This window comes from Ensifer meliloti (genome assembly GCF_030064585.1).
GTDB lineage: Bacteria > Pseudomonadota > Alphaproteobacteria > Rhizobiales > Rhizobiaceae > Sinorhizobium > Sinorhizobium meliloti.
This window is the reverse complement of the sequence record NZ_CP120364.1, coordinates 685046-710937: the sequence shown is the minus strand read 5'-3', so window position 1 is coordinate 710937 and position 25892 is coordinate 685046. Positions and strand designations below refer to the sequence as shown.

General features: G+C 62.7%; 23 protein-coding genes and 1 pseudogene. 9 read left to right on the top strand and 15 right to left on the bottom strand.

The annotated features are described in order from the left end of the window. The first annotated feature begins 319 nt into the window (after positions 1 to 319). Both PZL22_RS03255 and PZL22_RS03250 read left to right on the top strand, forming a co-directional pair. The gene (locus PZL22_RS03255; protein WP_003530587.1) at positions 320 to 1384 is read left to right on the top strand and encodes a glycosyltransferase family 2 protein; all 1065 of its coding nucleotides are present in this window, start codon (positions 320 to 322) and stop codon (positions 1382 to 1384) included. A gap of 152 nt (positions 1385 to 1536) precedes the next feature. Further along, positions 1537 to 2211, top strand: coding sequence for an HAD family hydrolase (locus tag PZL22_RS03250; protein WP_010976241.1), 675 nt, complete (start codon positions 1537 to 1539; stop codon positions 2209 to 2211). Positions 2212 to 2230: 19 nt separating this feature from the next. Here PZL22_RS03250 and PZL22_RS03245 read toward each other — a convergent pair whose 3' ends face one another. Then, complete coding sequence (locus PZL22_RS03245) at positions 2231 to 2416, bottom strand: DUF2735 domain-containing protein (RefSeq protein WP_003530583.1); 186 nt, start codon at positions 2414 to 2416, stop codon at positions 2231 to 2233. 563 nt (positions 2417 to 2979) lie between these two features. Here PZL22_RS03245 and PZL22_RS03240 point away from each other — a divergent pair. From PZL22_RS03240 to PZL22_RS03230, 3 genes and pseudogenes are all read left to right on the top strand, one after another. Further along, a complete protein-coding gene (locus PZL22_RS03240; protein ID WP_003530581.1) occupies positions 2980 to 4014 on the top strand; it encodes a glutamine synthetase beta-grasp domain-containing protein in 1035 nt (344 codons plus the stop codon). Positions 4015 to 4082: 68 nt separating this feature from the next. After that, a complete protein-coding gene (locus PZL22_RS03235; protein ID WP_282576444.1) occupies positions 4083 to 4502 on the top strand; it encodes an autotransporter domain-containing protein in 420 nt (139 codons plus the stop codon). Further along, positions 4475 to 5201 (top strand): annotated as a pseudogene (locus PZL22_RS03230) (DUF6065 family protein). Before PZL22_RS03235 ends, PZL22_RS03230 begins: the two are co-directional and overlap by 28 nt. A gap of 93 nt (positions 5202 to 5294) precedes the next feature. Here the strand turns inward: PZL22_RS03230 and PZL22_RS03225 are convergent. From PZL22_RS03225 to PZL22_RS03205, 5 genes are all read right to left on the bottom strand, one after another. Next, positions 5295 to 5459, bottom strand: a complete 165-nt coding sequence (locus PZL22_RS03225) for a hypothetical protein (RefSeq protein WP_003530575.1) — start codon at positions 5457 to 5459, stop codon at positions 5295 to 5297. A gap of 144 nt (positions 5460 to 5603) precedes the next feature. Next, complete coding sequence (locus PZL22_RS03220) at positions 5604 to 7121, bottom strand: tripartite tricarboxylate transporter permease (protein WP_003530573.1); 1518 nt, start codon at positions 7119 to 7121, stop codon at positions 5604 to 5606. Positions 7122 to 7240: 119 nt separating this feature from the next. After that, complete coding sequence (locus PZL22_RS03215; protein WP_003530571.1) at positions 7241 to 7732, bottom strand: tripartite tricarboxylate transporter TctB family protein; 492 nt, start codon at positions 7730 to 7732, stop codon at positions 7241 to 7243. After that, on the bottom strand, positions 7729 to 8673 hold the full coding sequence (locus PZL22_RS03210; protein WP_284718474.1) for a Bug family tripartite tricarboxylate transporter substrate binding protein: 945 nt from the start codon (positions 8671 to 8673) through the stop codon (positions 7729 to 7731). The genes PZL22_RS03215 and PZL22_RS03210 overlap by 4 nt, the downstream gene beginning before the upstream one ends. Positions 8674 to 8907: 234 nt before the next feature. Beyond that, complete coding sequence (locus tag PZL22_RS03205; RefSeq protein WP_284718473.1) at positions 8908 to 9975, bottom strand: ABC transporter substrate-binding protein; 1068 nt, start codon at positions 9973 to 9975, stop codon at positions 8908 to 8910. A 77-nt stretch (positions 9976 to 10052) separates the two neighbouring features. Between PZL22_RS03205 and PZL22_RS03200 the strand changes: the two genes are divergently transcribed. Beyond that, complete coding sequence (locus PZL22_RS03200; RefSeq protein ID WP_003530564.1) at positions 10053 to 10730, top strand: response regulator; 678 nt, start codon at positions 10053 to 10055, stop codon at positions 10728 to 10730. Continuing rightward, positions 10727 to 12124, top strand: coding sequence for a sensor histidine kinase (locus PZL22_RS03195; protein ID WP_284718472.1), 1398 nt, complete (start codon positions 10727 to 10729; stop codon positions 12122 to 12124). Before PZL22_RS03200 ends, PZL22_RS03195 begins: the two co-directional genes overlap by 4 nt. A gap of 312 nt (positions 12125 to 12436) precedes the next feature. On the opposite strand, the gene PZL22_RS03190 is transcribed toward PZL22_RS03195, so the two are convergent. The 3 genes from PZL22_RS03190 to PZL22_RS03180 all read right to left on the bottom strand — a co-directional run bounded on the left by PZL22_RS03190 (position 12437) and on the right by PZL22_RS03180 (position 16067). Then, positions 12437 to 13387, bottom strand: a complete 951-nt coding sequence (locus tag PZL22_RS03190; RefSeq protein WP_010976234.1) for a substrate-binding domain-containing protein — start codon at positions 13385 to 13387, stop codon at positions 12437 to 12439. A gap of 65 nt (positions 13388 to 13452) precedes the next feature. Further along, positions 13453 to 14463 carry an ABC transporter permease gene (locus PZL22_RS03185; RefSeq protein ID WP_003530558.1) on the bottom strand — a complete coding sequence of 337 codons (1011 nt, stop codon included), beginning with the start codon at positions 14461 to 14463 and terminating at the stop codon, positions 13453 to 13455. A gap of 77 nt (positions 14464 to 14540) precedes the next feature. Beyond that, positions 14541 to 16067, bottom strand: a complete 1527-nt coding sequence (locus PZL22_RS03180; RefSeq protein WP_284718471.1) for a sugar ABC transporter ATP-binding protein — start codon at positions 16065 to 16067, stop codon at positions 14541 to 14543. Positions 16068 to 16333: 266 nt separating this feature from the next. On the opposite strand from PZL22_RS03180, the gene PZL22_RS03175 reads away from it, so the two are divergent. Next, the gene (locus PZL22_RS03175) at positions 16334 to 17359 is read left to right on the top strand and encodes a LacI family DNA-binding transcriptional regulator (protein ID WP_284718470.1); all 1026 of its coding nucleotides are present in this window, start codon (positions 16334 to 16336) and stop codon (positions 17357 to 17359) included. An 88-nt stretch (positions 17360 to 17447) separates the two neighbouring features. On the opposite strand, the gene PZL22_RS03170 is transcribed toward PZL22_RS03175, so the two are convergent. After that, positions 17448 to 18344 (bottom strand): DMT family transporter, encoded by an 897-nt coding sequence (locus tag PZL22_RS03170; RefSeq protein ID WP_284718469.1) that lies wholly within the window; start codon positions 18342 to 18344, stop codon positions 17448 to 17450. Between the two features lie 169 nt (positions 18345 to 18513). Between PZL22_RS03170 and PZL22_RS03165 the strand changes: the two genes are divergently transcribed. Then, positions 18514 to 19395 carry a LysR family transcriptional regulator gene (locus PZL22_RS03165; RefSeq protein ID WP_284718468.1) on the top strand — a complete coding sequence of 294 codons (882 nt, stop codon included), beginning with the start codon at positions 18514 to 18516 and terminating at the stop codon, positions 19393 to 19395. Between the two features lie 385 nt (positions 19396 to 19780). Here the strand turns inward: PZL22_RS03165 and PZL22_RS03160 are convergent, their stop codons facing one another. The 5 genes from PZL22_RS03160 to PZL22_RS03140 form a co-directional block, all read right to left on the bottom strand. Beyond that, positions 19781 to 20806 (bottom strand): ABC transporter permease, encoded by a 1026-nt coding sequence (locus PZL22_RS03160; RefSeq protein ID WP_003530546.1) that lies wholly within the window; start codon positions 20804 to 20806, stop codon positions 19781 to 19783. A gap of 95 nt (positions 20807 to 20901) precedes the next feature. After that, on the bottom strand, positions 20902 to 22443 hold the full coding sequence (locus PZL22_RS03155; protein ID WP_003530544.1) for a sugar ABC transporter ATP-binding protein: 1542 nt from the start codon (positions 22441 to 22443) through the stop codon (positions 20902 to 20904). Between the two features lie 186 nt (positions 22444 to 22629). Next, positions 22630 to 23559, bottom strand: a complete 930-nt coding sequence (locus PZL22_RS03150; protein ID WP_003530542.1) for a sugar ABC transporter substrate-binding protein — start codon at positions 23557 to 23559, stop codon at positions 22630 to 22632. A gap of 239 nt (positions 23560 to 23798) precedes the next feature. Then, a complete protein-coding gene (locus tag PZL22_RS03145; RefSeq protein ID WP_003530540.1) occupies positions 23799 to 24611 on the bottom strand; it encodes a TIM barrel protein in 813 nt (270 codons plus the stop codon). Between the two features lie 202 nt (positions 24612 to 24813). Continuing rightward, positions 24814 to 25701, bottom strand: a complete 888-nt coding sequence (locus tag PZL22_RS03140; protein ID WP_003530537.1) for an NAD(P)-dependent oxidoreductase — start codon at positions 25699 to 25701, stop codon at positions 24814 to 24816. Between the last annotated feature and the right edge of the window lie 191 nt (positions 25702 to 25892).

Genomic DNA, 25892 nt, shown 5'->3' with positions numbered 1-25892 from the left:
TTTTGGCTGTAAAACTGGTATATCAGCCGCCGGAGGCGCGTCAACCGAGGTCACTTTGCTGCCTATCCGGGCATAGGCTCGATCATCGGCACGGTAAGGCTGCAGAACGGCGTGCCGCCGCTGCGGCGGTCACTCAAATGCCACAAAACTGGGGAGGCTCACGCAGGATCGAGCACGATCGTCGCCGCCCGCCCCGGCGCAACTGCGCCGTTGTCTTCACCGCAGCCCGAGAGGCTGTGCTTTCGGGACGGGCATCACCCTCAAGGACCTGCATGAGAAGGTTCGCCGCGACCAAAGCCGAAACGCGAGGTTCACTGCGATGCATTCCATCCGAGACCATCTTCCTGTCTCCATCATCATAGCGAATTACAATTATGCGCGGTTCCTGAACCGCGCGATCGACAGTGCCCTCGACCAGGACTACGCGACGGTCGAAGTCATCGTCGTAGACGATGCGTCGACCGACGGGTCGGCGGAGGTGATCGCGTCCTACGGCGGACGGATCAAGGCCTGCCTGCGGGAGGAAAATGGCGGTCACGCAGCCGCTTTCAACACCGGCTTTGCGGCAAGTCGTGGGGCGATCGTTCTCTTCCTCGACGCCGACGACTATCTTTACCCGGCCGCCGTTTCCGAATTGCTTGCCCAATGGAGCGACGACACGGCCCAGATGCAGTTCCGGCTGCACCTCGTAGACGAGGACCTGCGCGTCAAGGACATCTTCCCGCCTCTGGAGGTCCCGTTCGACTCCGGTGACGTAACGCCGCAACTGGCGCGCCGCGCACGATACCAGACGACGGTCACCAGCGGACTGGCCTTTGCACGCTCGGCTCTCGATGTCATCATGCCGGTTCCGGAAACCGAGTTCCGGCAGGGTGCCGACGGCTACCTTGTCACGCTCGCCCCGCTCTACGGAAAGGTGACGTCGCTCGAAGCCTGCCTCGGCGCCTACCGGATGCACGGCAGCAATCATTCGGTCTTCGCCGAAAAACTCGGGCAGAGGGCGCGCTGGAGGGTTGAGCACGATTTTCACCGGCTGCATGCCCTCAACGAACAGGCGGCCGATGTCGGTCTATCGGTTTCGCCCAAAGCGAACCTGCGCGATCCGGTGCATCTGGAGGAGCGTCTTGCATCGCTCTGCGTGGACGGCGGGCGCCATCCGGTGGCTGCGGATTCGAGGCTCGGCCTCGCCGCTCACGGTGCCGTCGCCAGCATGCAGATGAACGTCTCGCTGCGCCGTCGTGCCATGCTGGCAGCCTGGTTCGTCTCCGTCGGGCTGCTACCACGGCGCATGGCGCAGGCGGTCCTTTCATGGAAGCTCGTCGCTTCCTCGCGGCCGGCTTTCCTCACCCGGATTTCGAGAACCATCCGCCATGCGATGGGATAGTTGCACTTGCACGCAGACGCGATCAAGGTTCACAAAGGAAAAGTAGACAGGCTGTCTGTTCGGCTGCGAAACCTGACCCATATTTCCGCAGGTGACGGCGCCATGGCCCGCGTCCGATCGGACGCGCGAAGGCCGTTACCGGGAGAAAGAGCATGCGCATCGAACCCGTCTTCCTGTTCGATCTGGACGGCACACTCGTCGACAGCGTCTACCAGCACGTGCTTGCCTGGAAGGAAGCCCTCGACGCAGAAGGGATCGACCTTTCGGTCTGGCGCATCCATCGCAAGATCGGCATGAGCGGCGGCCTCTTCACCGACCAGCTCCTGCGCGAAACGAATATGGAAATCAGCGGTGACAGGGTTGCGCGATTGCGTCAGCGCCACGCCGAGGCCTACAGGCGGCAGGCGGACAGTATAAGACCGTTGCCCGGCGCGCGCGAGCTTCTAACGTGGCTCACCGATGCGAAGATCTCCTATGCGATCGCCACGAGCGGGCGGATGGAGACCGCCGCCGTCAATCTCGCCGCTCTCGGCGTCGATCCGGCCGTCGTGCCGGTCGTGACACGAGACGTCGTCAAATATGCCAAGCCCGATCCGGATCTCTTTCTCGCCGCCGCCGAACAGCTCGGCGCTCCGATCGAGACGGCAGTGGTGGTTGGCGACAGTATCTGGGACATGCTGGCGGCGGTGCGCTGCCGTGCCTTGGCCATCGGCTTGCTGAGCGGAGGCTACGGACATGAGGAACTGCGGCAAGCCGGTGCCTACCGCATTTTCGACGACCCGGCCGACATGCTGCACCACATCGACGAGGTCGGCGGGCGACGGTGAGCGGGAATAACCGCCCCGCTCAGTGCTTTGTTTCGTCGCTCAGGGCTTCTTCGTGATACCAGCAGCCATCGACGGCGGCGCACACGTCCGACGGTGCGAGATTCAGTTCGCGCTGGGCTTCGGAACGCCGCTCCTCGGCCTTCCGCGACACAGCGGCCGGAAACTTCAGGATCGTCGCAGACTTGCCGTAAAGACTTGTGGCCATGCTCTGGTCTCCCGTGAGTTCTGGGAGAAACATAGTGCAACCAGGCGGGATTTGCACATGATTTACGCGAATTGCCGAAATTTCGTTCAATTCCGTGCCGGAATTGCGAGCATTCTCCGACGCATTTACTGATGCAACGGCCGCGAGTGCGATTTTTTAGGCAGCGGCGCCTGCTCAATAATTTTTGGGCAGGAATTTTCAGGCCGCGGACGCCGAAAAGGATGCGCAGGAGAGGCGCCTCCAGCCACCTTTCCGGAAGCGAGGAGACCGCGGTATCGATTTGAATTGCTGCATGTTTTTCTACCCAGGCCGGCCCCGAACCGCGGAGAAATGCCGGGCTTTGCGCAGCAATGCCGACGATTCTTTCCGGCTGCGTCCGCGGGGCGCGTCCCCGCCGATTCGCGTCGCCGCGGTGCCTTAAGCCGAAAAAAGAGTCTCTCCAGCCGCCCAACTGGCACGCTTGATGCTTCAGGGTAATCGATCCCTGGCGGTTGGGCGTGTGTAGCGCTGTACCCGGCAGGATTTGCTCAAACCATGCAGCACCACGTTAGAGAGATTCGCTAATGACCAAGTATAAGCTCGAGTACATCTGGCTCGATGGCTACACGCCCGTCCCAAATCTCCGCGGGAAGACGCAGATCAAGGAATTCGACGCGTTTCCGACGCTCGAGCAGCTTCCGCTCTGGGGCTTCGACGGCAGCTCGACGCAGCAGGCCGAAGGGCGCAGCTCCGATTGCGTCCTGAAGCCGGTTGCCGTCTATCCCGATCCGGTCCGCACGAATGGCGCATTGGTCATGTGCGAGGTCATGATGCCGGACGGCAAGACGCCGCATCCGTCGAATACCCGTGCAACGGTTCTCGACGATGAAAGCGCCTGGTTCGGCTTCGAGCAGGAATATTTCTTCTACAAGAACGGCCGCCCGCTGGGCTTCCCGGAGCAGGGCTATCCGGCGCCGCAGGGCCCGTACTACACCGGCGTGGGCTACAAGAATGTCGGCGACATCGCGCGCCAGATCGTCGAAGAGCATCTCGACATCTGCCTGGCCGCGGGCATCAACCACGAAGGCATCAACGCCGAAGTGGCCAAGGGCCAATGGGAATTCCAGGTCTTCGGCAAGGGCTCCAAGAAGGCTGCCGATGAAGTCTGGCTGGCGCGCTACCTTCTGCTGCGCCTAACAGAGAAATACGGCATCGACGTCGAGTTCCACTGCAAGCCGCTCGGCGACACGGACTGGAACGGCTCCGGCATGCACGCCAACTTCTCGACTGCCTATCTGCGCGAAGTCGGCGGCAAGGACTATTTCGAAGCGCTGATGGCAGCCTTCGAGAAGAACCTGCACGACCACATCAACGTCTATGGCCCGGACAACCATTTGCGCCTGACCGGCAAGCACGAGACGGCGCCGTGGGACAAGTTCAGCTACGGCGTGGCCGACCGCGGCGCCTCCATTCGCGTTCCGCACAGCTTCGTCAACAACGGCTATCGCGGCTATCTCGAAGATCGCCGCCCGAACTCCCAGGGCGACCCCTACCAGATCGCTTCGGTCATCCTGAAGACGATCTCGAGCGTGCCGACGGCGGTTGCCAAGGTCGCTTGATTTCTTGCCGGACGTCCGCGTGACCTTAAAGCGCGCGGGACCGTAAAATCTTCGTGGCGCCGGCCAGTTTGCCGGCGCCATTTTTATTTGCGAATTCCCATTCCTTCTCGGGAGAGCTATGGGGACTTCAAGCCGGTCAGGACCTGATCGGCGCCCTGCACGACGACGGAAGCCAGGATCGTGTTGGGCTGTTCGATGCCTATACCGGCACTTCGGGCTCGAACGGAGGCAATACTCTCGGGAGACTGCAGTTCGAGGTGGGCTCGATCGACCTCCATGCGAGTTCGATCGGCGCCTATTGGACCCATATCGGCGAGGACGGCTGGTATGTGGACAGTATAGGAATGTACTCATGGCTCGATGGGGGCTTGAGCTCCTACCGGGGCATCGGGGCCGACACATCCGGGAACTCTGTCCCCTTTTCCGTCGAGGCGGGTTACCCGTTCAGGTTCGACAATGGATGGGTGCTCGGACCGGGGCCTATGTGATCGACGGACATGAGATGACCATCCGCCCCGCTCCCCTGGAGCGGGAGTGGATGAACGGGACAAACCAGCGCTTTGCCTATCGCTGCCTGCCCTTGAATATCGCGAATGCGCATGGGTGGGAAATTCTGAATGCGGCCGGTTTTCCGCGGTGTGGGACGGAGGCGAACGGGAGAATGCCGTTCGCAACCGACCGGATCCGGGCACGCATGCGCCGGCCGTCAGCCACTTCGGAAGCGGTACGCTGACCTTTCATATGCCCTGCCTGTTCAAGACGGACAGCGGAACCGACCTATTCGTGACGGGACCGTTGAACAGGCCGAAGGACGGCATCGCAGCGCTGACGGTAGAGACGGATTGGTCGCCCTACACATTCGCCATGAACTGGCGGTTCACCCGGGCAGGGCACTAGGCGCCCGTTTCGAAGCGGGCGAGCCGATCTGTCACATCTTTCCTGTTTCGCGCGGCGGGCTCGAGGCCGTCACGCCGGAAATGCGCAAACTGTCGGAAGATCCGGAGCTCGAAGGCGAGTATAAAGCGTGGTCGGACAGCCGGAACAGCTTCAATAAGGGGCTGAACGATCCGAACTCCGATGCGGTACGGGAGAAGTGGCAGAAGTTGTATTTCCGCGGAGTGTGCCGGTCCGGGCGTAACGGGCCGGAGGATCATCGCAGCCGGTTGAAGCTGAAGCCGTTCGGCTGACGGTCGCAGTGGGAAGACAGTTCCCAAGCGGAGGGGGCGTCGCCTTATGGCGACGCGATCCTGTTCCGGCTTGGGGCTTGGACGCCCGGTAGGTCAGCCCCGGCGGTTATCCGGGAAGGCTGCCGGATCGATGCCGAGGGTGCGGAGATCCTGTGCTTTGGGACGGCGATGCCCTTCAACGGCGGCGGCAGCAGCGGTTGCGGCGCCGAGCACGGCGAAGGCGCGGCCGATGAAGCCCATGCGGTTCTTGCTGGTCATCTCTTGCTCGCTTTCGTTTTCTATTCGATGAGCAAAAGATGGGCCCGGCAGGGTTGTTTTGCAATGCACAAAACCTCAGCCCAGCCATGCAGCGAAAGCAGGCCCGAACGGCGGTAACCGACCTGCCAAATCGTGAGAAGCCGCTCAGTCTTCGCTGGCGGCGAGTTGTGCGAGCACTTCGCCGCGGCCGCGGGCCCTCAGGATCAGCGGCACGACCAGCGCGAGCGCGGCGATCACCAGGAGCACGGCCGCGATCGGCGACGTGAAGAGCACGGTGATGTCGCCCTGGCTGATCGAGAGTGCCCTGCGGAGCTGCTGCTCGGCGAGCGGCCCGAGGATCAACCCGACGACCACCGGCGCGATCGGATAGCCGAAGACGCGCATGACGTAGCCCAGAAGGCCGAAGGCCAGCAGCATGCCGAGCTCGAAGACCGACGGATTGGCGCCGATGGTGCCGAGCGTCGCGAAGAGCAGGATGCCCGCGTAGAGCCAAGGCTTCGGGATCGTCAATAGCTTCACCCAGAGCCCAATCAGGGGCAGGTTGAGGACGAGCAGCATGAAATTGGCGATGAGGAGGCTGGCGATCAGACCCCAGACCAGCTGGGGATTGGTGGCGAAAAGCAGCGGTCCCGGCTGCAGCCCGTATTGCTGGAAACCGGCGAGCATGATCGCAGCCGTCGCCGTGGTCGGCAGGCCGAGCGTCAGGAGCGGCACCAACGTGCCCGCAGCGGATGCGTTGTTGGCGGCTTCCGGGCCAGCCACGCCTTCGATGGCGCCGTTGCCGAATTCCTCCGGATGTTTGGTCAGTCGCTTCTCCGCTGCATAGGAGAGGAAAGTGCCGATCTCGGCGCCCCCGGCCGGCATGGCGCCGATGGGAAAGCCGATGAAGGTGCCGCGCAGCCACGGCTTCCAGGAGCGCGCCCAATCCGTGGCGCTCATCCAGACCGAGCCCCTGACCGCTTCCACCTTGTCCGGGCCGCGGTCGCCTTGCGCGGCGATGAACAGCGTCTCGCCGATCGCGAACATGGCCACGGCGAGAGTCGTCACCTCGATGCCGTCGAGGAGGTCGGGCACGCCGAAGGAGAGGCGCGCCTGGCCGGTCAGCTGGTCGATGCCGATACAGGCAAGGGTCAGGCCGATGAAGAGCGAGGTGAGCCCCCGAAGCGTCGAGTCGCCGAAAGCGGAGGAGACGGTGACGAAGGCGAGCACCATCAGCGCGAAATATTCGCGCGGGCCGAAGACGAGCGCCAGCTTGACGATGTAGGGCGCAATAAAGGCCAATCCGAGCGTGGCGATGAGGCCGGCGACGAAGGAGCCGATGGCTGCCGTGGCAAGCGCCGGACCGCCGCGGCCGGCGCGCGCCATCTTGTTGCCCTCGAGCGCGGTGACGATCGAGGCGCTTTCGCCGGGGGTGTTGAGCAGGATCGACGTGGTCGAACCCCCATACATGCCGCCATAATAGATGCCGGCGAACATGATGAGCGACCCGGCCGGATCGAGCTGATAGGTGACCGGCAGGAGCAGTGCGACGGTCAATGCGGGGCCGATGCCGGGCAGCACGCCCACGGCGGTGCCGAGCGTTACGCCGATGAGTGCGTAGAGAAGGTTCATCGGCTGGGCAGCGACCAGCAGCCCCTGCAACAGGAAATCGAAAGTACCCATGTCGTCGGCCTCTTTAGATCACGGCGCTAGGATCGACCTAAAATCATGAACGTGATCGATCTGATAGGTTAAGAGCGGGACGCGGGCGGCAGACCGCACGCACTTTTTCTCATTCCGCTCTAGAAGAACAGGCGTTCAAGCGGCCCTGCGGGCAGCGACAATTGCAGGAGCTTGGCGAAGATAGCCCAGACGATGAAACTGAACACGATGCCGATCGGCACGGTCAGCCATAATTTGCGTTTGCCGAAGCCGCGGGCCGTGAGGGCGAAGAGAATACCGGTCGCGATCGAGAAGCCGAGCGTGTTCAAGAGCAGCATCTGCGCCGCAAGCCCGGCGACGATCCAGACAACCGGACCCGCCCGCTGGTGCTCACGTTCGGGAAAGTCGCCCCGCCAGGCTTCGACCGCCGTCCAGACCGCAAGCGCGATGAGACAGCAGGCGATCGCATAGGGCACTGTCATTGGCCCGACTTGCGAGTAGCCGGCAAGGCCGCTCAGGCGCGACACGTCCCAGAAGATCACACCGGCGATTGCTGCCAGAACGGCGGCGATGACCAGCGCCGCCCGGTCGGGGCGGCGCGTGTCGGCGGAAGGGTTGTTGCCCTTGTTCATTTGACCAGTCCGATGTCCTTCAGGACGGTTTCCGTGGCGGAAATGTCGTTGGCGAGCTGCTCGTCGAAGGCGGCGCCGGCGAGATAGGTGTCCTGCCAGCCTTTGGTCTTCAGCACTTCCTGCCAGCCTGCGGATTTGGCAAGCTTCTCGATGTCGGCGGAGACTGCGGCCTTCTGTTCTTCCGTGAGTCCAGGGGCAGCGGCGACCATGCGCCAGTTTTCGACGACAACGTCGACGCCGGATTCCTTCAGCGTCGGCGCGTCGATACCCTCGAGGCGCTCGGCGCTGGAGACGGCGAGCAGGCGGAGCGTTCCGGCCTTCACCTGAGACTCGAATTCACCGTAACCGGAAATGCCGGCGGTTACCTGGTTGCCGAGGATCGCGGCAAGCGCCTCGCCGCCGCCGGAATAGGCGATGTAGTTGATCTTGGTCGGATCGACACCGGCGGCCTTGGCGATCAGGCCGACCGCGATGTGGTCGGTGCCGCCGGCCGAGCCGCCTGCCCAGGAAACCGCGCCCGGATCCTTCTTCAGCGCCTCGACGAGGTCTTTCATCGTCTGGATCTCGGAGGCGGCGGGAACGACGATCGCCTCGTATTCGCCCGTAAGCCGCGCGATCGGCGTCACGTCCTTGAGGGTAACCGGCGAGTTGTTGGTGAGTATGGCGCCGACCATCACGTAACCGCCGACGAGGAGCGCGTTCGGGTTGCCCTTCTGCTGGCTGGCGAACTGGGCAAGGCCGATCGTGCCGCCGGCGCCCGGAACGTTCTGGACCTGCACGTTGCCGGAAATGCCCTCCTGCTGCATGACGGTCTGCAGGGAGCGGGCGGTCTGGTCCCAGCCGCCGCCGGGATTGGCCGGCGCGATGATCGTGTAGTCGGCGGCATAGGCCGGCAGAGCAATTGCGCCGGCGAGAATGGATGCGAGGAAGAAGTGTTTCAAGGTCGGTCCTCCGTGAGGCGCGCTTCGTCACGCGCACGTTGATTATCGTTCGCGAAGGGGAGAAGCGGCTGGTCGACATCGACGGCGACCTTAGACCGGACTGGTGAATCCTCCCGATACGCTGCCGGCGGTCCGCCTCCACGGTTCGCCGGCGACCTTAAGCAACATAGAAAGCTGACATTAACCTGACATCAAGTCCGCTTCGCGTAAATGACTTGTTTGCCTGCCTATTGTTCACTGCAGGCGCAGCATCTCGTTCCAGCGGGCAATCAGCCTCGCCCGCTTGACCTGGTCAAGATAGACCATCAGTCCGGGACTGACCGGTACGGGTTTCAACTGACCTCCGAGCATTTCCCTCATGGTGTTCGCGGTGTTCTCGCCGGCGACTTCGGGACTGACCGCCGGGATCTGCAACTCGCGTGCCATGATCGTCTGGCCCTCCTTCGACATGAAGAATTCGAGATAGCGGCGGCCGAGTTCCGGGGCGGCTGCCGCCTGCGGCACCAGCCCGATGCGCGACATGACCACCGTATAGTCCTTCGGGAGTATGATGCCGACATCCGGATGCCGCGATGCCCAGTCGGCCGCATAGGAACCGAGGATGTTGTACCCGAGCACGAAGCGCCCGTCCGAAATCCTCTCCAGGATTGCCTGACTGGTCGAATAAAGCTTCACTCCGGCCGCCCCCATCGTGCGGATCACCGTCCAGATGTCGCCGAATTGCTCCTGGTCGCGCGACATGAAGAGGAAGCCGACGCCGGAGCGTTCGATATCGTAGGTGCCGATGCGGCCGAAGACGGCGTTTCCCTTCCGTTTGAGATAGTCGACGAATTCGGCCCGCGTGGCCGGCGGCCGCTCGTTCCTGAAGCTCGGCTTGTGGTAGACGAAGACGGCCGGCTCGAAGGTGAGCGCGTAAGCCGTGTTGCGCCAGTTCGCCCAGGCCGGCCAGAGTCCGCTCATCGGCAGGTCGCTGCGTTGCGCATAACCGTCATTGCTGAGCTTGACCTGCAGGTCCATGGCGGAGGAAAAGGCGAAATCGGCGGTCTTCTCGCCGGCATCGGTCTCCTTGACGATCCTGTCGTAGATCTCGCCGGTCAGCATGTCCTCGTAGCGGACCGCGACATCCGGATTGGCCTTCTGGAAGCCGTCGATCATCGGTCTCGCCAAGGGTTCGTCGAGCGAGGAATAGACGGTCACGACCGGTGCGGCGCCGTCACCGGAGAGCGCCGGGAAGAACGTGGGCGCGGCCTCGGCGAGCGCGCCCGACAGGAACAAAAAACCGAAAGAAATCAAGAACCGCATGAATTCACAATGCCTGAGAGCGCTGCCGTTCACAAGCAAGCTCGCGACCGATAGAGTGATCCCGGGGAGAGGCGATATTGCGTATCTTGCTGGTTGAGGACAATCGGGCCCTGGCGGAGGGTCTTTCGACGCTTCTGCGGGGCAGCGGCTATGCCGTCGACGTCGTGAGCGACGGGGCGTCTGCGCATGCGGTTGCCGCGGCCGAAAGCTTCGATCTGGTGATCCTCGATTTGAACCTGCCGGAGATGGATGGACTGGACGTGCTGCGTGCCATGCGGGCACGCCAAAACCGCGCGGCGGTTCTCATCCTGACGGCGCGCGGCACGCCCGAGGAGAGGGTCAAGGGACTCGACCTCGGCGCCGACGATTATTTGATCAAGCCTTTCGATATCGGCGAGTTCGAGGCGCGGGTGCGGGTGCTGTTGCGCCGGCAGGCGGGGTTGCGAGCCTCCGTCGTCAGCTATGGCAATGTCTCGCTCGACCTCACCTCGCGGAGTTTCTCCTCGGCAGGCATGCCGATCGAAATTCCGGCGCGCGAACTCGGTCTTCTCGAGCTTTTGTTCATGCGCGCCGGAAAGGTCGTCGCCAAGGACGCGATCGTGCAATCGCTGACGGGCCTGGACGACGATCTGAGTCCCAATGCGATCGAGCAATATGTGAGCCGGCTGCGCAAGCGGCTGGCGCCCTTCGGGTTGACCGTCCGCACCGCCCGCGGCATCGGGTATTATCTCGACAAGACGGCCGGTCCCGAATGAAGGCCGTCCCCGGAATGAGAAAGGTCGTCTATTCGCTGCGGCGCAGGCTGCTCGGCTGGCTCCTGATCTCGACAGCGGTGATCGGCGTCGTCGCACTGGCGGATACCTACCGGGAAGCCATCAAGACGGCGAATGCCGTCTCGGACCGCGTGCTTGCCGGATCGGCGTTGGCGATCGCCGAGCGCGTGGTCGTGGCCGAAGACGGCTCGTTGCAGGTCGATATCCCCTATGTCGCGCTCGAGATGCTGACATCCGCGGCGCAGGACCGGGTGTTTTATCGGGTGGACGGCCCGCCCGGCGAGTTCATCACCGGTTATCAGACCCTGCCTTCGCTCTCCGAAAGCACCGGTCAATCGACGAGCTTCGCAGATGCCGTCTTTCGCGGCGAACCTATCCGCGTCGCAGCACTCAGACGCTCCGCCTCGACCGGGGTCAATTCCGTTCCCTTCGTCGTCACCGTCGCCGAGACGACGATCGCCCGGCGCCAGCTCGCGCAGACCATCATCATCCGCTCGGCCCTGCGCCTTGGGCTGATGATCGCCGGCGCGGCGATGATCGTCTGGGTCGCCGTCACCTTTTCCTTGAGGCCGCTCTATCGGCTTGGCGATGCGATCGCGGAGCGCAGTCCGGACGATCTGCATCCGATCCGCGAGCAGGTGCCGAACGAAGTCCAGGGGCTCGTCGATACCGTGAACTCTTTCATGGTCCGCCTGCAATCGGCCCTCGATGCGCTGCGGCACTTCACCGGCAATGCCAGCCATCAGCTCAGGACTCCGCTCGCGATCATCCGCACGCAGGTTGCGCTTGCGCAGCGGGCGACGACGATTGAAGAAACCCGGGCGGCGGCGATGAAGGCGGACGAAGCCGTCGCCAATGCCGAGCGCATTCTCGCTCAACTGCTGCTGATGGCGAAGATCGATGCCGCGGGCAGAGACGAGGCACGGGGATTGGAGCGGGTCGAGCTCGGCGGGCTTGCCCGCGCCGTGACGGCGGACCACGTGCCGGCGGCGGGCGAAGCCGGCATCGACCTCGGCTTTGCCGGCGAGGGCGAGCACTGGATCCGCGCCGAGCCTCTGCTTGTCGGCGAACTCCTGAAGAACCTCATCGGCAATGCGTTGCTTTATGCCGGCCGCGGGGCGGAGGTGACCGTGCGCGTCGAGAGCCGAGACCACTCGGTCCTGCTGGAAGTGGAGGATAACGGCCCGGGCATTCCGCCGGAGCTGCGCGAGGCGGCGCTCAAGCGTTTCCGGCGCGGCGGCGAGGAAGCCCCCGGTACCGGACTCGGCCTGCCGATCGTCGAGGAAATCGCCGCGCTTTACGGCGGGACCATGCGGCTGGAGGAGGGTGACGGCGGTCGCGGGTTAAAGGTGGTGGCGTCGTTTCCGGCGGGGTGAGCGGTGGCGCGGCATATCGGGTCGGCGGCGGGAGTGCCCACGGTCACTCCCTCTGCCCTGCCGGGCATCTCCCCGCAAGGGGGGAGATCGGCCAGAAGCAAAGCGGTGCCTCGAGTTAAGCCAGCACGCGCCGAAACGAAGGCACATCGAGGGAGCGGGAGTTCGCCCCTTGTCAATCTCCCCCCTTGCGGGGCCCTTGCGGGGGAGATGCCCGGCAGGGCAGAGGGGGTAGCCCGTTGTATAAAGGCCATTAAACGGCCCGCCCGAGGAAAGCCTCAGGCAGGCCGTATCTTCACTAGCTCCGGCGTCCGATCAGAACGGCGAGTCGGGGAAATAGAAGTCCTTGGCGTTTTCCTTGGTCACCAGCGTCGCATCGATCGTGTAGGTGCCGCGAACCGGGACCTGGCCGTAGAAGTTGGCAACGGTCATTTCAAGTGCGGTGCCGACCATTGCCGGCGGATAGAGCACGTCGACCGGGATCATCTTGTCGCCGTCCATGACCTTCTTGATCATGTCCTTCGAACCGGCTCCGGCGACCACATACTGGATGTCGGTGCGCTTGGCCTGGTCGATCGCCTGCAGCACGCCGACGGCCATGTCGTCATCCTGGCACCAAACGACGTCGATCTGCGGATACTTGGTCAGGTAGTCTTGCATAACCTTAAAGGCGTCATCGCGATTCCAGTTGCCGTATTGGCGGTCCAGGATTTCGACCTTGGAGCCGGCGATGCCCTTGTCGAAGCCGTCCTGACGCTGCTGGTCGATCGGGATCGGCAGGCCGCGAATGACGACCACCTTGGCTTCCGGAGTTGTGGCCTTGATGTATTCGCCGGCGACCTGGCCGAGTGCCGGGTTGTTACCGGCGACATAGAGGTCACGCACGCTGTTGTCGTTGGTCGAGGGCGCGCGGTCCACCAAGGCGACGAAGGTGCCCTTGCCCTTGACTTCCTTGATGGCGTTGACCAGCGGATCGGGGTCGGTCGGCAGGATCACGAGGGCGTCGATCCCCTGCGTTTCGAGGTCCTGCACGGCGTTGGCCTGGCTCGCCGGGTCCGGCGAGGTCTTGACGATGACGTTGAGGCCCGGATGCTGTTCCATGAGCAGCTTGGCAACGCGCTCGGCATGGAACACGACACCGGCGGTCCAGCCATGGTCGGCCGCCGGGATCGACACGCCGATCGTGACGTTCTTGTCTTGTGCATGGGCTGCACTCGTCAGTGCCATCATCGCGACGGCGGCAAAGCCCATTAATCCCTTTCGCATGCGTCTTCCTCCCAATAATTCTAGGTCGTGGTTGATGTGGCCGGATCGCCCTAGATCCGGCCTGGTCACGATTTGCGTACCAGCGAGCGCTGGACAAGCATCGCGATGATGATGATCGCACCTTGCATCGCGCCGATCAGGTATTCGCTGATGAAGTTCGACAAGAGCATGATGTTTCCGACCAATTCGAGAATGAAGGCACCGCAGATCGTGCCCCAGACGCGGCCCGCGCCGCCCTTGAGCGCCGTTCCGCCGACGACTACGGCGGTGATGGCCTGCAGTTCCCAGAGGATGCCGGTCGTGGCCGAGGTGGAGCCGAGGCGCGGCACGTAGAGCAGCACGGCGACGGCGACGCAGAGTCCCTGGATGACGAAGGCGATGGTGCGCACGCGGTTGACGGCGATGCCGGAATAACGGGCCACGTCGCTGTTGGAGCCGACCGCGACCACGTGCCGGCCGTAACGCGTGCGATAAAGGATGAAGGCGGCGACGGCGGTGACCGCGAGGATGATCGCGATCGGCACCGGCATGCCGAGAATGCTGCCGAAATAGGCCGGGCGATAGAGCTCCTGTAATTCCGGCTCGCGCAGGGTGATGGCGCCGCCTTGCGACAGCCAGGTGGTAAGGCCGCGATAGATGCCCATCGTGCCGAGCGTCGCGATGAAGGGCTCGATTCTGCCGACCGTGGTGATCAGCCCGTTGGCGAGCCCGCAGACGCTACCGGCGACGACCGCAAAAAGGACCGCGGCCGTGAGCATCAGTGCCGGATCGGCGATCACGCCGGAATTCATGAACAGGATCATCAGGCTTGCGACGAAGGCGACCATCGAGCCGACGGAAAGGTCGAGGTCGCCTGCGGAAATGACGAAGGTGGCGCCCACCGCGATGATGGCGATGAAGGCGCTGCGGGTGGCGACGTTGGCGAGGTTGTTGAGACTGATGAAGTTGGGGTTGACCATGGCACCGACGATCAACAGCAGTGCAAGCGCGGCAAACGGCGCCACCGCCCTGAGATCGACGTCCCGCCAGGTCCGGCGGTGTGTTGTGCTTTGGATGCTTTCCTCGTTCACGCTCATGTCCAGATCAACCTCCCGCCCCGGAGCCCGGGGGAATTCCTTTTCCTGTGCCTGCCTTCGCCGCGCGTCCAAGCCGGTCAGGCCGCAGCCATTTTCTTCAGCCCGGCTGCGTAGCGCATGATCTCCTGCTCGGAGATCTCGTCTCCTTCGAGCATGCCGACGATGCGTCCGTCGCGCATCACCGCGACCCTGGTGCAAAGCCCGATGACCTCAGGCATTTCGGAAGAGACGACGATGATCGAGCGGCCGTCGCGCGCGAGCGCCGAGATGAAATGATAGATCTGCTGCTTGGTGCCGACGTCGATGCCGCGTGTTGGCTCGTCGATGATGATGATGTCCGGTTCCGTTTCCATCACCTTGGCGAGCAGCAGCTTCTGCTGGTTGCCGCCGGACATGCGCCTGGCGACGACGTTGCCGTCGCGCACGCGGATGTCGAAGCGGCGGCGGGCTTTTTTGAGCGCAGCCGCCTCGCTCGCCGGGCTGAGATAGCCGATGCGGGCATGCCGGCCGAGCGACTGCAAGGTTAGGTTCGCCGTCATGCCGGAATTGAGCAGCAGGCCCTTCGCCTTGCGGTCCTTGGTCATGTAGGCAAGACCGCGCCGGTTGGCCGCGTGCACGTCGCCGGAGGGCACGGTCTCTCCACGGATCGTCACCTCGCCCGACAGGCGGGGCCTGAGGCCGGCGACCGCCTCCATGAGTTCGGTGCGGCCGGAGCCGATCATACCCGAAAAGCCGAGGATTTCGCCTTTGCGCACCTCGAAGCGGGCTTCCTGGACATAGTCGGTCGAGACGGCGTCGACACGCAGCACGACCTCTTCGTCGACGTTCGGCTCTTTCTTGGCGGGAAAGAGGCTCGACAATTCGCGGCCGACCATGAGCTGCGCGATCGACTCGCCGTCGAGCATCGAAGTCGCGGCAGTCTTCACCCACTGCCCGTCGCGCAGCACCGTCACGCGGTCGGTCAGTTCGATGACTTCGTCGAGCTTGTGCGACACGAAGACGAAGCTCGTGCCCCGGTCGCGCAGCTTGCGGACCTGCCGGAAAAGGAAGTTGGTCTCCTCGCGGGATAGAACGGCCGTGGGCTCGTCCATGAAGACGATCCGCGCGTCGCGGCTGATGGCCTTGGCGATCTCAACCATCTGCTTTTCGGCAATGGAAAGACTGCCGATCAGCGCGTTCGCGTCCACATGACAGCCAAGCAGATCGAGAACCCGGCGCGTCTCCGCGCGCATATACTTGCGGTCGAGCACGCCGAAACGCGTCACCTCGCGACCGAGAAACAGGCTTTCGGTAACAGTCAGGTGTTCGGCAAGATTGAATTCCTGGTGGATGATGACGATGCCCAGCGCTTCGGCCGCACCGTTAGCAGGAAGCGTTACCGGCTGGCCGTCGAGCAGGACCTCGCCCGAGGACGGCTGCTCGAAACCTGAGAGAATCTTGACGAGCGTCGACTTGCCGGCGCCGTTCTCGCCCATCAGGGCGTGGATTTCGCCGGCGCGAAGCTCGAAATTGACACTGAAGAGCACCTGCACGCCGCTGAACGACTTGCTGATCCGCCGTGCCTCCAGCACGACGCGCGCGGCGTCGACCGTCTCCGGATTCATCGATTTCCCCCTTGCGGCTCCCGACCGCGAATGGACGTCATGTAAACCTTTACACTCGCAATGTAAAGGTTTACATGACGACATGCACAGGAATTTGCCCCGTCGCCTTTGACGTTGCCCGCGGTGTGTGTAGTGTCCCGCCTTGTACAGCGCCGCGCGTTCTTATCGGACACGCAAAGGCCGCAGCAGATTGAATTGGCTGCTTGTTTTATCCTTGAATCGGGATCTAGGGAAACATGCAGTAGGGAGACGCAAGGCAGAGCGCAGTGTCGGATTCCACGCCCGCAACCATCGAAGACGTCGCTAGGATCGCTGAAGTTTCGATCGCGACGGTATCGCGGGCAATCCACAACCCGGAGAAGGTTGCGAAATCCACGCGGCTGAAGGTCAACCAGGCGATCGCGATCACCGGTTACACCACCAATGCCATGGCACGCAGCCTGCGCCTCGGCCGCTCGAACATGATCCTGGTCGTCGCTCCGGATATCGGCGATCCGAACTTTTCGAGTATTCTGGTCGGCCTCGAAAACGAGGCACGGTCGCACGGCTACGGCGTGCTGATCGGCCATACCCAGAACGACGCCCAGCGCGCGGTCGAATATCTGAAGTTTCTCAACTCCAACCAGGCGGCGGGTCTGATCCTCTTTACCGGCATCCTGCCCTTCGGCCACGACACGATAGCGGCGCGGCTGCCGCCGAGCGTCGGCATCTTCGAGCCCGTCTTCAACGGCGGCATACCCTATGTGGGTGTCGACGATGTGGAGGGCGCCCGCAAGGTGGTCGATCTCCTCATCGCCGAAGGCCATCGCAAGATCGCTTTCATCGGCGATTCGCGAACCCGCCTTGCCTATAAGCGGCGCCGCGCCGGCTATGATGCGGGCCTCGATGCGGCGGGGGTGCCGGCGGAACTTCGGCTGGTCCAGGACGGCGATGGCACGCTCGAGAGCGGCAGGGCTGCCGTCGAGCGGCTCTTCGTTCGCGACACGCTGCCGACGGCATTCATGTGCGTCAACGATCAGACGGCACTCGGGGTGATGATCGGGCTGAAGGCGCGCGGCTATGACATACCGCGCGATTTCTCGGTGACAGGTTTCGACGACGTGCCTCAGGCGACATTCATGACGCCGGCCCTGACCACGATCCGTCAGCCGCGCACGCTGATCGGCAAACACGCCATGGCGCTTCTGCTGGAGCTTCTCTCCGACCGGCGCCCCGCCGAAACGGAAATCTTCCTGAGGCCCGATCTGGTGGTGCGCAATTCCGTTTCGGCGCCGTCTCCTCGGTGGGCTTAGAGGCCTGCACTGTTCACTGAAACAATGAACCGTTCCCGAAGGTCTATCTTACCTTCTGGAAGTGCAGGCTCAGGATCTCCGCACAATCTCAGCTGCGCGACGTCATCCAGACGCCCACCAGCGTCACCGTCAGGCCTATGAAGGTGGCCGCAGTTAATGGCTCGGAAAACAGCGCCCAAGCCCACAGCATGGTGACAGGCGGACTGAGGTAGATCGCAGCGCTGACCTGAGCCACCGGGAAGAGGCGCAGGCTCGTGTAATAGATCGAATAGGCGGCAAAGGTTGCGATCAGCACCAGCCACACCATTCCCACGGCGAAAGCGGCCGTGAGGGGTGGAGCGAGATCGCCTTGCATCATGGCGCACAGCCCGAACAGCACCGAACCGGTCAGGGTGTGGATGCAAAGGCTCTGGTGCACGGGCATGTGCTGGGTTCGCCGCCGCTTGTGTAGAACCGAGGCAAGGGCAAAAACCAGCATCGAACCGACTGTCAACCCATATGCCCACAAGGGGGCCGCACCGAAACTGAGGCTGTCGAACGAGACGATCAGCACGCCGAAAACCGCAATCGCCGTCCCAAACCATTGTCGCGCGCTCAGGCGTTCACCCAAAACGGGTTGCGACAGGGCGGCAATCGCCAACGGTAAGAGGTCGGAGATGAGGGCGACCAGCCCCGTCGGCACCCGCTGCTCGATGGCAAGTGCAAAGCCACCAAGGTACAAAAATACGGACATCACACCGAACAGCATCTGCTCCGCAATCCCGCGCATCCGCAACCGCGGACCGATGGTCAGTGCGAAAGGCAGCAGGATCACTCCCGATAGAAGAGTGCGCCAGAACAGAACCAGCATGACACCTGCCCCTTCGCTGGCATAGCGAATGCCGACGAAACCGGAGCTCCAGCCGACGACCAGGAGCGTTGCCATCATCGGCCAAAGGAGACGGTGATGTCTTGGAGCGGACAGCGAGATGGGCTGGTGGGTCATCGCGTTCTCAGGTCATGTGGTTTGCCGCTCAGCCATAGGCAACGGAGGTTCCGTTTGCACATGACAAATTTCGATCACTGCATGACAGTTCGACCGAAACGCTAATGCATTCTTGCCAAATGACAGCTTAAGCCGCATCGTCTTCGCAATTTTCATGACTGGGACCGCAATGAAAGAGTTCAACGGCCGACGTTTGGAAATCGATGCGCTGCGCGCCTTGTGGGCGATCCGGCGTCACGGCGGGATAACCCGCGCGGCCGAGGCCCTGGGCCTGTCGCAGTCTGCCGTCAGCCACAAGATCAAACGGCTCGAGACGAGCCTCGATTGTGACCTGCTCGGCCGGAGCCCGGGCGGAGCGATGTTTACCGCAGCCGGAGATGATTTGCTGGATTATGCCGGGAAAATCCTCGGCTTGCATGACGAAGCGCTTCTGAGCTTATCGAAAGCGTCACTTGAAGGACGCATCGCGCTCGGCTTGACCGAAGACACGGCGTGCAGCGACCTCGCGCGGATATTGGGGAGATTTCGCCGCCTGCATCCGAATGTCGCCGTCCGCACCAAAGTCCGCATGAGTCTAGTCCTGCGAGCGATGCTGGAGCGGGGGGAGCTAGACGCCGCGATCCTGCAGGTTTTCGCTCATGAAGTCCGGCCGACCGACGTCGTTCTGTTCCGGGAGGAGCTCCATTGGGTCAAGCACCCGCAGCTGTCACTGGCGCAGCAGGGCCCGATTCCCTTCCTGTCCTTCGACGACGAATGTAGATGGGCGCTCGACATCGGACAGGACGGCGGAGTGGTTCTTGAAACCGTATTCGAATGTGCAAGCGCTGCTGGTATCGTTGCCGCGGTCACTTCGGCCATGGGTGTAGCACTTCTGAGCGGGCGTCATCTGCGCCCCGAAATGCAGATCGTCACCGAACGCTTGCCCACGCCGCCTGCCTTGGCATATGTCGCCCGCCGCGCCAGAAAGGTGAGAAATTCCGCGCTAGATACGCTGGTCGCTGAAATCGAAAACGAAATCAGTCGCTACGGAGGGCTGGTTCTCGCGAGCTAGTCTCACTTTGAAAATAAGCGCTCCGGACGGAAAACAGTCAGGCACCTTACCGTAAGTGGTTTATCGCACGCGGTACCGGAAGAGGGAGGCCGCTTCGCGGGTATGGACGCTTAGCATCGCGCTCCAGAGCTGGAACATGAACCGGGGCCGGCTGTGCTTCGCAAGCTGGCGCTGCGACGACATGGTAATTCTCCGATAGTTTTGCATGCTGCCATATAGTCTATCGGCGACCTACGAGCCAGCCCAGAGTCGAAGGGGCTGCGTTGCAAGACGAGCATATGTCATTCACGAGAATATCACGGCTCAAAGCGTTGGCGAGGAAAGAAAAAAGCCGGGATGAATTCCTTCATCCCGGCCGATAATTTTGCTTGGAGGAGCAGTATGTTTATGTCTTTTTCCGGCCTTTCTGGCGATAGACGTCGACAACGACAGCAGCGACGATGATGATGCCCTTGACGATCTCCTGGTAGTAGGCGTCGACCCGGAGGAAGGTGAAGCCTGACGTCATCACGCCAAGGATCACCGTGCCGATCACCGTACCGGTGACACGGCCGACGCCGCCTGTGAGCGACGTGCCGCCGATGACGGTCGCGGCGATCGCGTCGAGTTCGTACATGACGCCCATGCCGGCCTGCGCCGTCTGGGCGCGGGCGGCGGTGACCACGCCTGCGAGGCCCGCAAGCATGCCGGCGATCGCATAGACCTTCACCAGATGGGCTTCGACATTGATGCCGGAGACGCGCGCGGCCTGGACATTGGCGCCGATCGCGTAGGTGAATTTGCCGTAGCGGGTGTAGCGCAGCGCGATGTGGAATATCAGCGCCACGACGAGGAAGACGATCACCGGCCAGATGCCCGTGCCGATGAAGTTGAATTGCTCGGTGAGACCCGAGACCGGCTGACCCTTCGTGTACCACTTGGAGACACCGCGGGCCGACACCATCATGCCGAGCGTGGCGATGAAGGGCGGAATCTTGGTCCTGGCGATGAGCTGGCCGTTGATGAAGCCGGCGAGCAGACCGATCCCGACACCAAGGCCGATCGGTACGATGGCCGGAAGGTCGGTCAGTGACGGATAGAGCGCCCGCGGCCAGGTGGAGGCCTGCGCGACGCTCGCCGAGATCATCGCGGTCATGCCGACGACCGAGCCTGACGAGAGGTCGATGCCGCCCGTGATGATGACCTGCGTGACGCCGACGGCGATGATGCCGATCACCGACACCTGCAGGATCATGATCGTCAGGCGCTGCGAATTCATCAGAAAGCTCTGGCCGACGAAGAGCCAGCCGAGAACCTCGTAGACGAGCGCGATACCGATCAGCACCAGAAAGATGTTGAGCTCGGGCGGCATGCGCCGTCTCGAGCGGGCGAGGGACGAGCCCGTGCCCTGTGCTGCGACATTGGTATTCATCTTCTTTCCTCCCTGCGGTCGGCAGTTCGCCTTGATCGGTTCCAAAGGTCAGAGCGGAATGCGGGCGAAAACCTTACACTTTTCCTCATCCCGCCCTATCGCGCCGCAAGCTCCATGACCTTGATTTGGGTGGCTTCCGCCCTGTCGAGAATGCCGGTGACCCGGCCCTCGTGCATCACCATGATCCGGTCGCTCATCCCGAGCACTTCCGGCATTTCCGACGAGATCATGATGACCGCGACACCGTTGCGGGCAAGTTCGGTCACCAGGCGGTGGATTTCGGCCTTGGCGCCAACATCGATGCCGCGCGTCGGCTCGTCGAGGATCAGGATGCGCGGATTGGTGAGCAGCCAGCGGCCGATCAGCACCTTCTGCTGGTTGCCGCCCGAGAGATTCTCGACGCGCTCCTGCAGGTTCGGCGTCTTGACCCGAAGCTTGCGGCTCATCTCCTCGCAGGCGGCAGTGACTTCCCTCTCGCTGACGAAGCCGCGCTTGACGAATTTGTCCTGCAGCACGGCGATCTGCATGTTTTCGAGAATGTCGAGGATGAGCAGACAGCCGGTGTCCTTGCGATCCTCGGTGAGAAACGCCATCCGGTGACGGATCGCCTTGTTGGCGCTGTCGATCACGACCTCTTTCCCGTCGATCGCGATCGTGCCCGAGCTCGCCGGCGTGACCCCGAAGAGCGTCTCGGCGACGTTGGAGCGGCCGGATCCGACGAGGCCGGCAACGCCGAGGATCTCGCCGGCGCGCACATCGAAGGAGACGTCGCGGAAGACGCCGTTGAGCGTCAGGTTCTTCACCGACAGCACCACGTCGCCGATCGGCACCTCCTCCTTCGGGAACATCTGGGTGATTTCACGTCCGACCATCATGCGGATGATGTCGTCGCGGGTGACCTCGTTCGAGAGGTGGGTGCCGATATATTTGCCGTCGCGGAACACCGAGAACTCGTCGGCGATCTCGAACAGCTCGTTCATCTTGTGGGTGATGTAGACGATGCCGATACCCTGCGAGCGCAGGTCACGGATGATCTCGAATAAATGCGCGACCTCGCGCTCGGTGAGCGCCGAGGTGGGCTCGTCCATGATCAGCACGTCGGACTCGTAGGAGACCGCCTTGGCGATCTCGACCATCTGGCGGTTGGCGACCGAGAGGTGACGGACCTCGATCTCCGGATCGAGATCGATCTTGAGCCGCTCGAAGAGCTTTGCCGTCATGCGGCGCATTTCGCCATGATCGACGAAACCGAAACGGTTCTTGGGTTCCCGGCGGATCCAGATGTTCTCGGCGACGGTCATGAAAGGCATCAGGTTCAGTTCCTGATGGATCATGGCGATGCCGTTCTCGAGTGCGTCGAGTGGCGACTTCAGCCGGATGCCGGCGCCCCTGAGTTTCACCTCGCCCTGGTCGGGATAATAGATCCCGGCGAGGATCTTCATCAAGGTCGACTTGCCGGCTCCGTTCTCGCCCATGAGCGCATGCACGGTGCCGCGCTTCAGCTTGAACTCCACGTCGTCGAGCGCAACGACACCCGGAAACTCCTTGCGAACGCCCTCGGCAGTCAGAAGGTATTCGGATTTCGGAACGGCGCCGCTGGCGCGCACGGCTGCCATTGTCGTGGGACTGAGTGTCATTCTGGTAGCCTCCCATGTTCCGGTTCAACCGGAATGTCCACGCGGCGTGCGGAACATGCCTCCCCTTTCGGCCTTGCAGGCTCGGCCGATAAGATGCGCGGCCCTCAAAGGGAGCGCGGGATGACCGCGCCCCATGACTCTTTGTAAGCGGGGGTGCGGCTTTGCCGCGCCCCATGCAGCGAACGATCAGTTCTTCGTCTGATATTGCGCCAGGTTATCCTTCGTGACGAGCTCGAAGGGAATGTAGACCTTCTTTTCAACCGGCTCGCCCTTGGCGAGCTTAAGGGCGGCATCGACTGAGCCCTTGCCCTGGCCGGCGGCATTCTGGAACACCGTCACATCGAGATCGCCGGCCGCCATGGCGGCGAGCGCATCCTGTGTCGCGTCGATGCCGCCGATGACGACGGAGTCCATCGAGCGCCCGGCCGCTTTCAGCGCCTGGATTGCGCCGATCGCCATTTCGTCGTTGTTGGAGATGACGGCGTCGAATTCGAGGCCGGCGGAAAGCCAGTTCGTCATGAGATCCGAGCCCTGGGTGCGCGACCAGTTCGCGGTCTGCTCCTCGACGATCTCGATGCCCTTGCATTCGTCGGTCGCGATCACGTCGTGGATGTCCTTGGTGCGCATGCGGGCAGCCTGGTTGGAGAGCTCGCCCATCATGACCACGGCCTTGCCCTTGCCGCCCAGCATCTTACAGATTTCCTTGGTCTGCAGCGTGCCGGATTCCTGTTCGTTCGACGCCACGAAGGCCTGCTTGTCCGGAAGCGTATCGACGTTCACCGGCTCGCGGTTGACATAGACCAGCGGAATGCCGGCATCCGCAGCGATCTTCGACATGGCGGCAGTCGCATCGGTGTCGACCGGGTTGACGATGATGGCATCGACCCCCGCGGCGATGAAGTTCTGGATCTGACTCTGCTGTTTCGCGACGTCGTTCTGCGCGTCTTCGACCTGCAGCTCGACGCCGTCGAGCGTCTTTGCATATTCCTGCATCCCGCTGCGCAGCACCGTCAGGAAGTTGTCGTCAAAGAGCGCCATCGACACGCCGATAGTCTCCGCATGCGCGGCCGTCGACATCAGGACGGCCATCGCAGTGCCCAGGAAAAATTTCTTCATTGTTCTTCTCCTCCACTTGGTGCCGGCCACACCTTCTTCAGCCGGGAACGCGATCTTCTTCCCGAAATCGCGTCCAGTCTTCGACCGGAAGCGGCACTCCCGCTGCACCTCCAATCAAAACGGAACAAACAAACCAGAGTTTTGATATTACGGAATATGTATTCCATTTTATCCGGGCGCCGTCAAGAGCGCGTGGGCGCGCCGGTTTGGATTCCCGCTCTTTCCACTGCTGGTGGCGGTCAGCTCCGTAACCGGAGGTAGTCCATGCTCTCGCGCAGGGCGTCCGCCGGGTCGGCAAGTTCGTGCACGGAAGGGGCAAAGGGCTCGAATGAGAAGGGCCCAGCATAGCCTTGATCCTGCAGCCGGCGAGTCTGGCCTTGATTGTCCAGCCTGTCGGCGGCGTCGACGAGAACGCGATGCGGATCGCGCATGTCCGAGACGGCCAGGTTTGCGTCGATGACGCCGGAGATGTGCACGAGGCCGGTGAGATCCGGAAAAAACTGGTCTTCGCCAGCAAGGTGATGGTGGAACGTGTCGTGCACCAGGCGGAAGCTCCGTTCACCGGAAACTGCCCGGATCGCTTCGGCGGCCTCCGCCTTCGAGCGCAGCGAGCAGGCTTCGAAGCCGAGCGGCTCGACGAGGCCGGTGATGCCGGCCGCGTCGAGCATCGGCTTCAGCGCGCCGAGCGCCTGCCGAAGATTGCTTTGTCGGACGCCGTCCTCTTTGCCGCTGCCGTCATTGACGGGCACCAGCACCAGCGCCTTCGCGCCGCAATCGCGTGCATAGGAGATGAGCTCGCGCGCTTCGTCTGCCCGTTGCTCGTTCCATTCGTTGAAGCGCTGCAAGGCGTTGATCGAGACGATCGTCAGCCCGTGCTTCTCCGCAAGGGCTTTCACCTCCTCCGGAGGCGTCCCGTCGGCAATGGCGTTGCCGGCGAGGTCGTTGCGGATTTCGACCATGGAGATGCCGAGCGAGTTCGCAAGCGAGAAGAACGCGTCGACCGGGAGGGCGGGCGCGGCCATATGGTTGAGGGCGAAGGGGAGGGCGGTCATGTCGGATGTCTCCTCGGGGAATGGTGCTGAGATGCGGCGACGCCGGAACGTTTGTTCCATTTTCAGCCGCAGTCACATTCACCATTCCGCGGGACTCAGTCAAAGCCGCAGACCAGTGGCAATGTTGCATCCCTGCAAGATTGCATTTCACCGCTGATGGAATTCTGTCAGACCGCCCGGCAAAAGGCGCTCGCCGTTGCGTTCACTCGAGACCGTTCGCCTCGGCGATGAAATCCGACAGCATAGGCACGTAATCCTCGCCGCGGCCCGCGCCGACCGCCTGTGCAAATGAGTTCCGGACGGCTGCCCCGACGGGATTGGCGACGCCGGCGGCAATGGCGTAGCCGGCAAGATAGCTCATGTCCTTGAAGCCGTTGCGGATCGCGAATTTGTGGGCATTCGGGTCGCGTTCCAAGACCCAGCGGAAGAAGGTCTGATAGAAAGGGCAATCCATCCGGCCGCCGCGAATGACGCTGTCGAAGACCTCGGGCGTCAGCCCGGCCTTGCGTCCGAGCATCAGCGCTTCGGAATAGAGCGCCGCGTAGCCCATCGATAGGAAGTTGTTGAGCAGTTTCATCGTGTGACCGGAGCCGGTCGGCCCCGTGTGGATGATCCGACCGGCGAAACATTCGAGTACCGGCCACACGCGCTGCACGTCTGACTCCGAGCCGCCGACCATGACATCGAGCGTGCCCGCGGCGGCATCGGCCGGCGTACGGCTGAGCGGCGCATCGATGAGCGTAAGGCCGCTTCCCGCGAGATCGGCTGCAAGCTTCGTCGTGACGGAGGGATCGGATGTCGAACAGTCGACGATGGTGACCGGCCTGCCCGCACTCGCGATGCCATCCGGGCCGCCGATGACCGAAAGGACTTCCGGCGAGCCGGTAACGCAGAGGACGATGACGTCGCATTGCTCCGCCATCTCACGCGGCGTCTTGGCTTCGCGTGCGCCCTCGGCCACGAGCATCTCCACCGGCGCCCGGTTGCGATGCGCCATCACCTGGAGCGGCCAACCCTTTTTCAGGATATTTGCCGCCATGCCCTGGCCCATCAATCCGAGCCCGATGAAGCCTATGTTCGATTTCGTCATCTAATTGCCTCCTCTGATGCATGTTATGGTCATTGAACGACTGGTATCCACGATCCTAGAGAATTCGAGCGGGATGCGGGCGAAAACCTGCGAGCGCTTTTTCGAGGATTCGTCTATGTCGACTGCGTCCGCTCCTATCCGGTTCGGAAGGTCTCTCGGAATGGGCCAAGGAAAATTGCGATGAGTGCAGT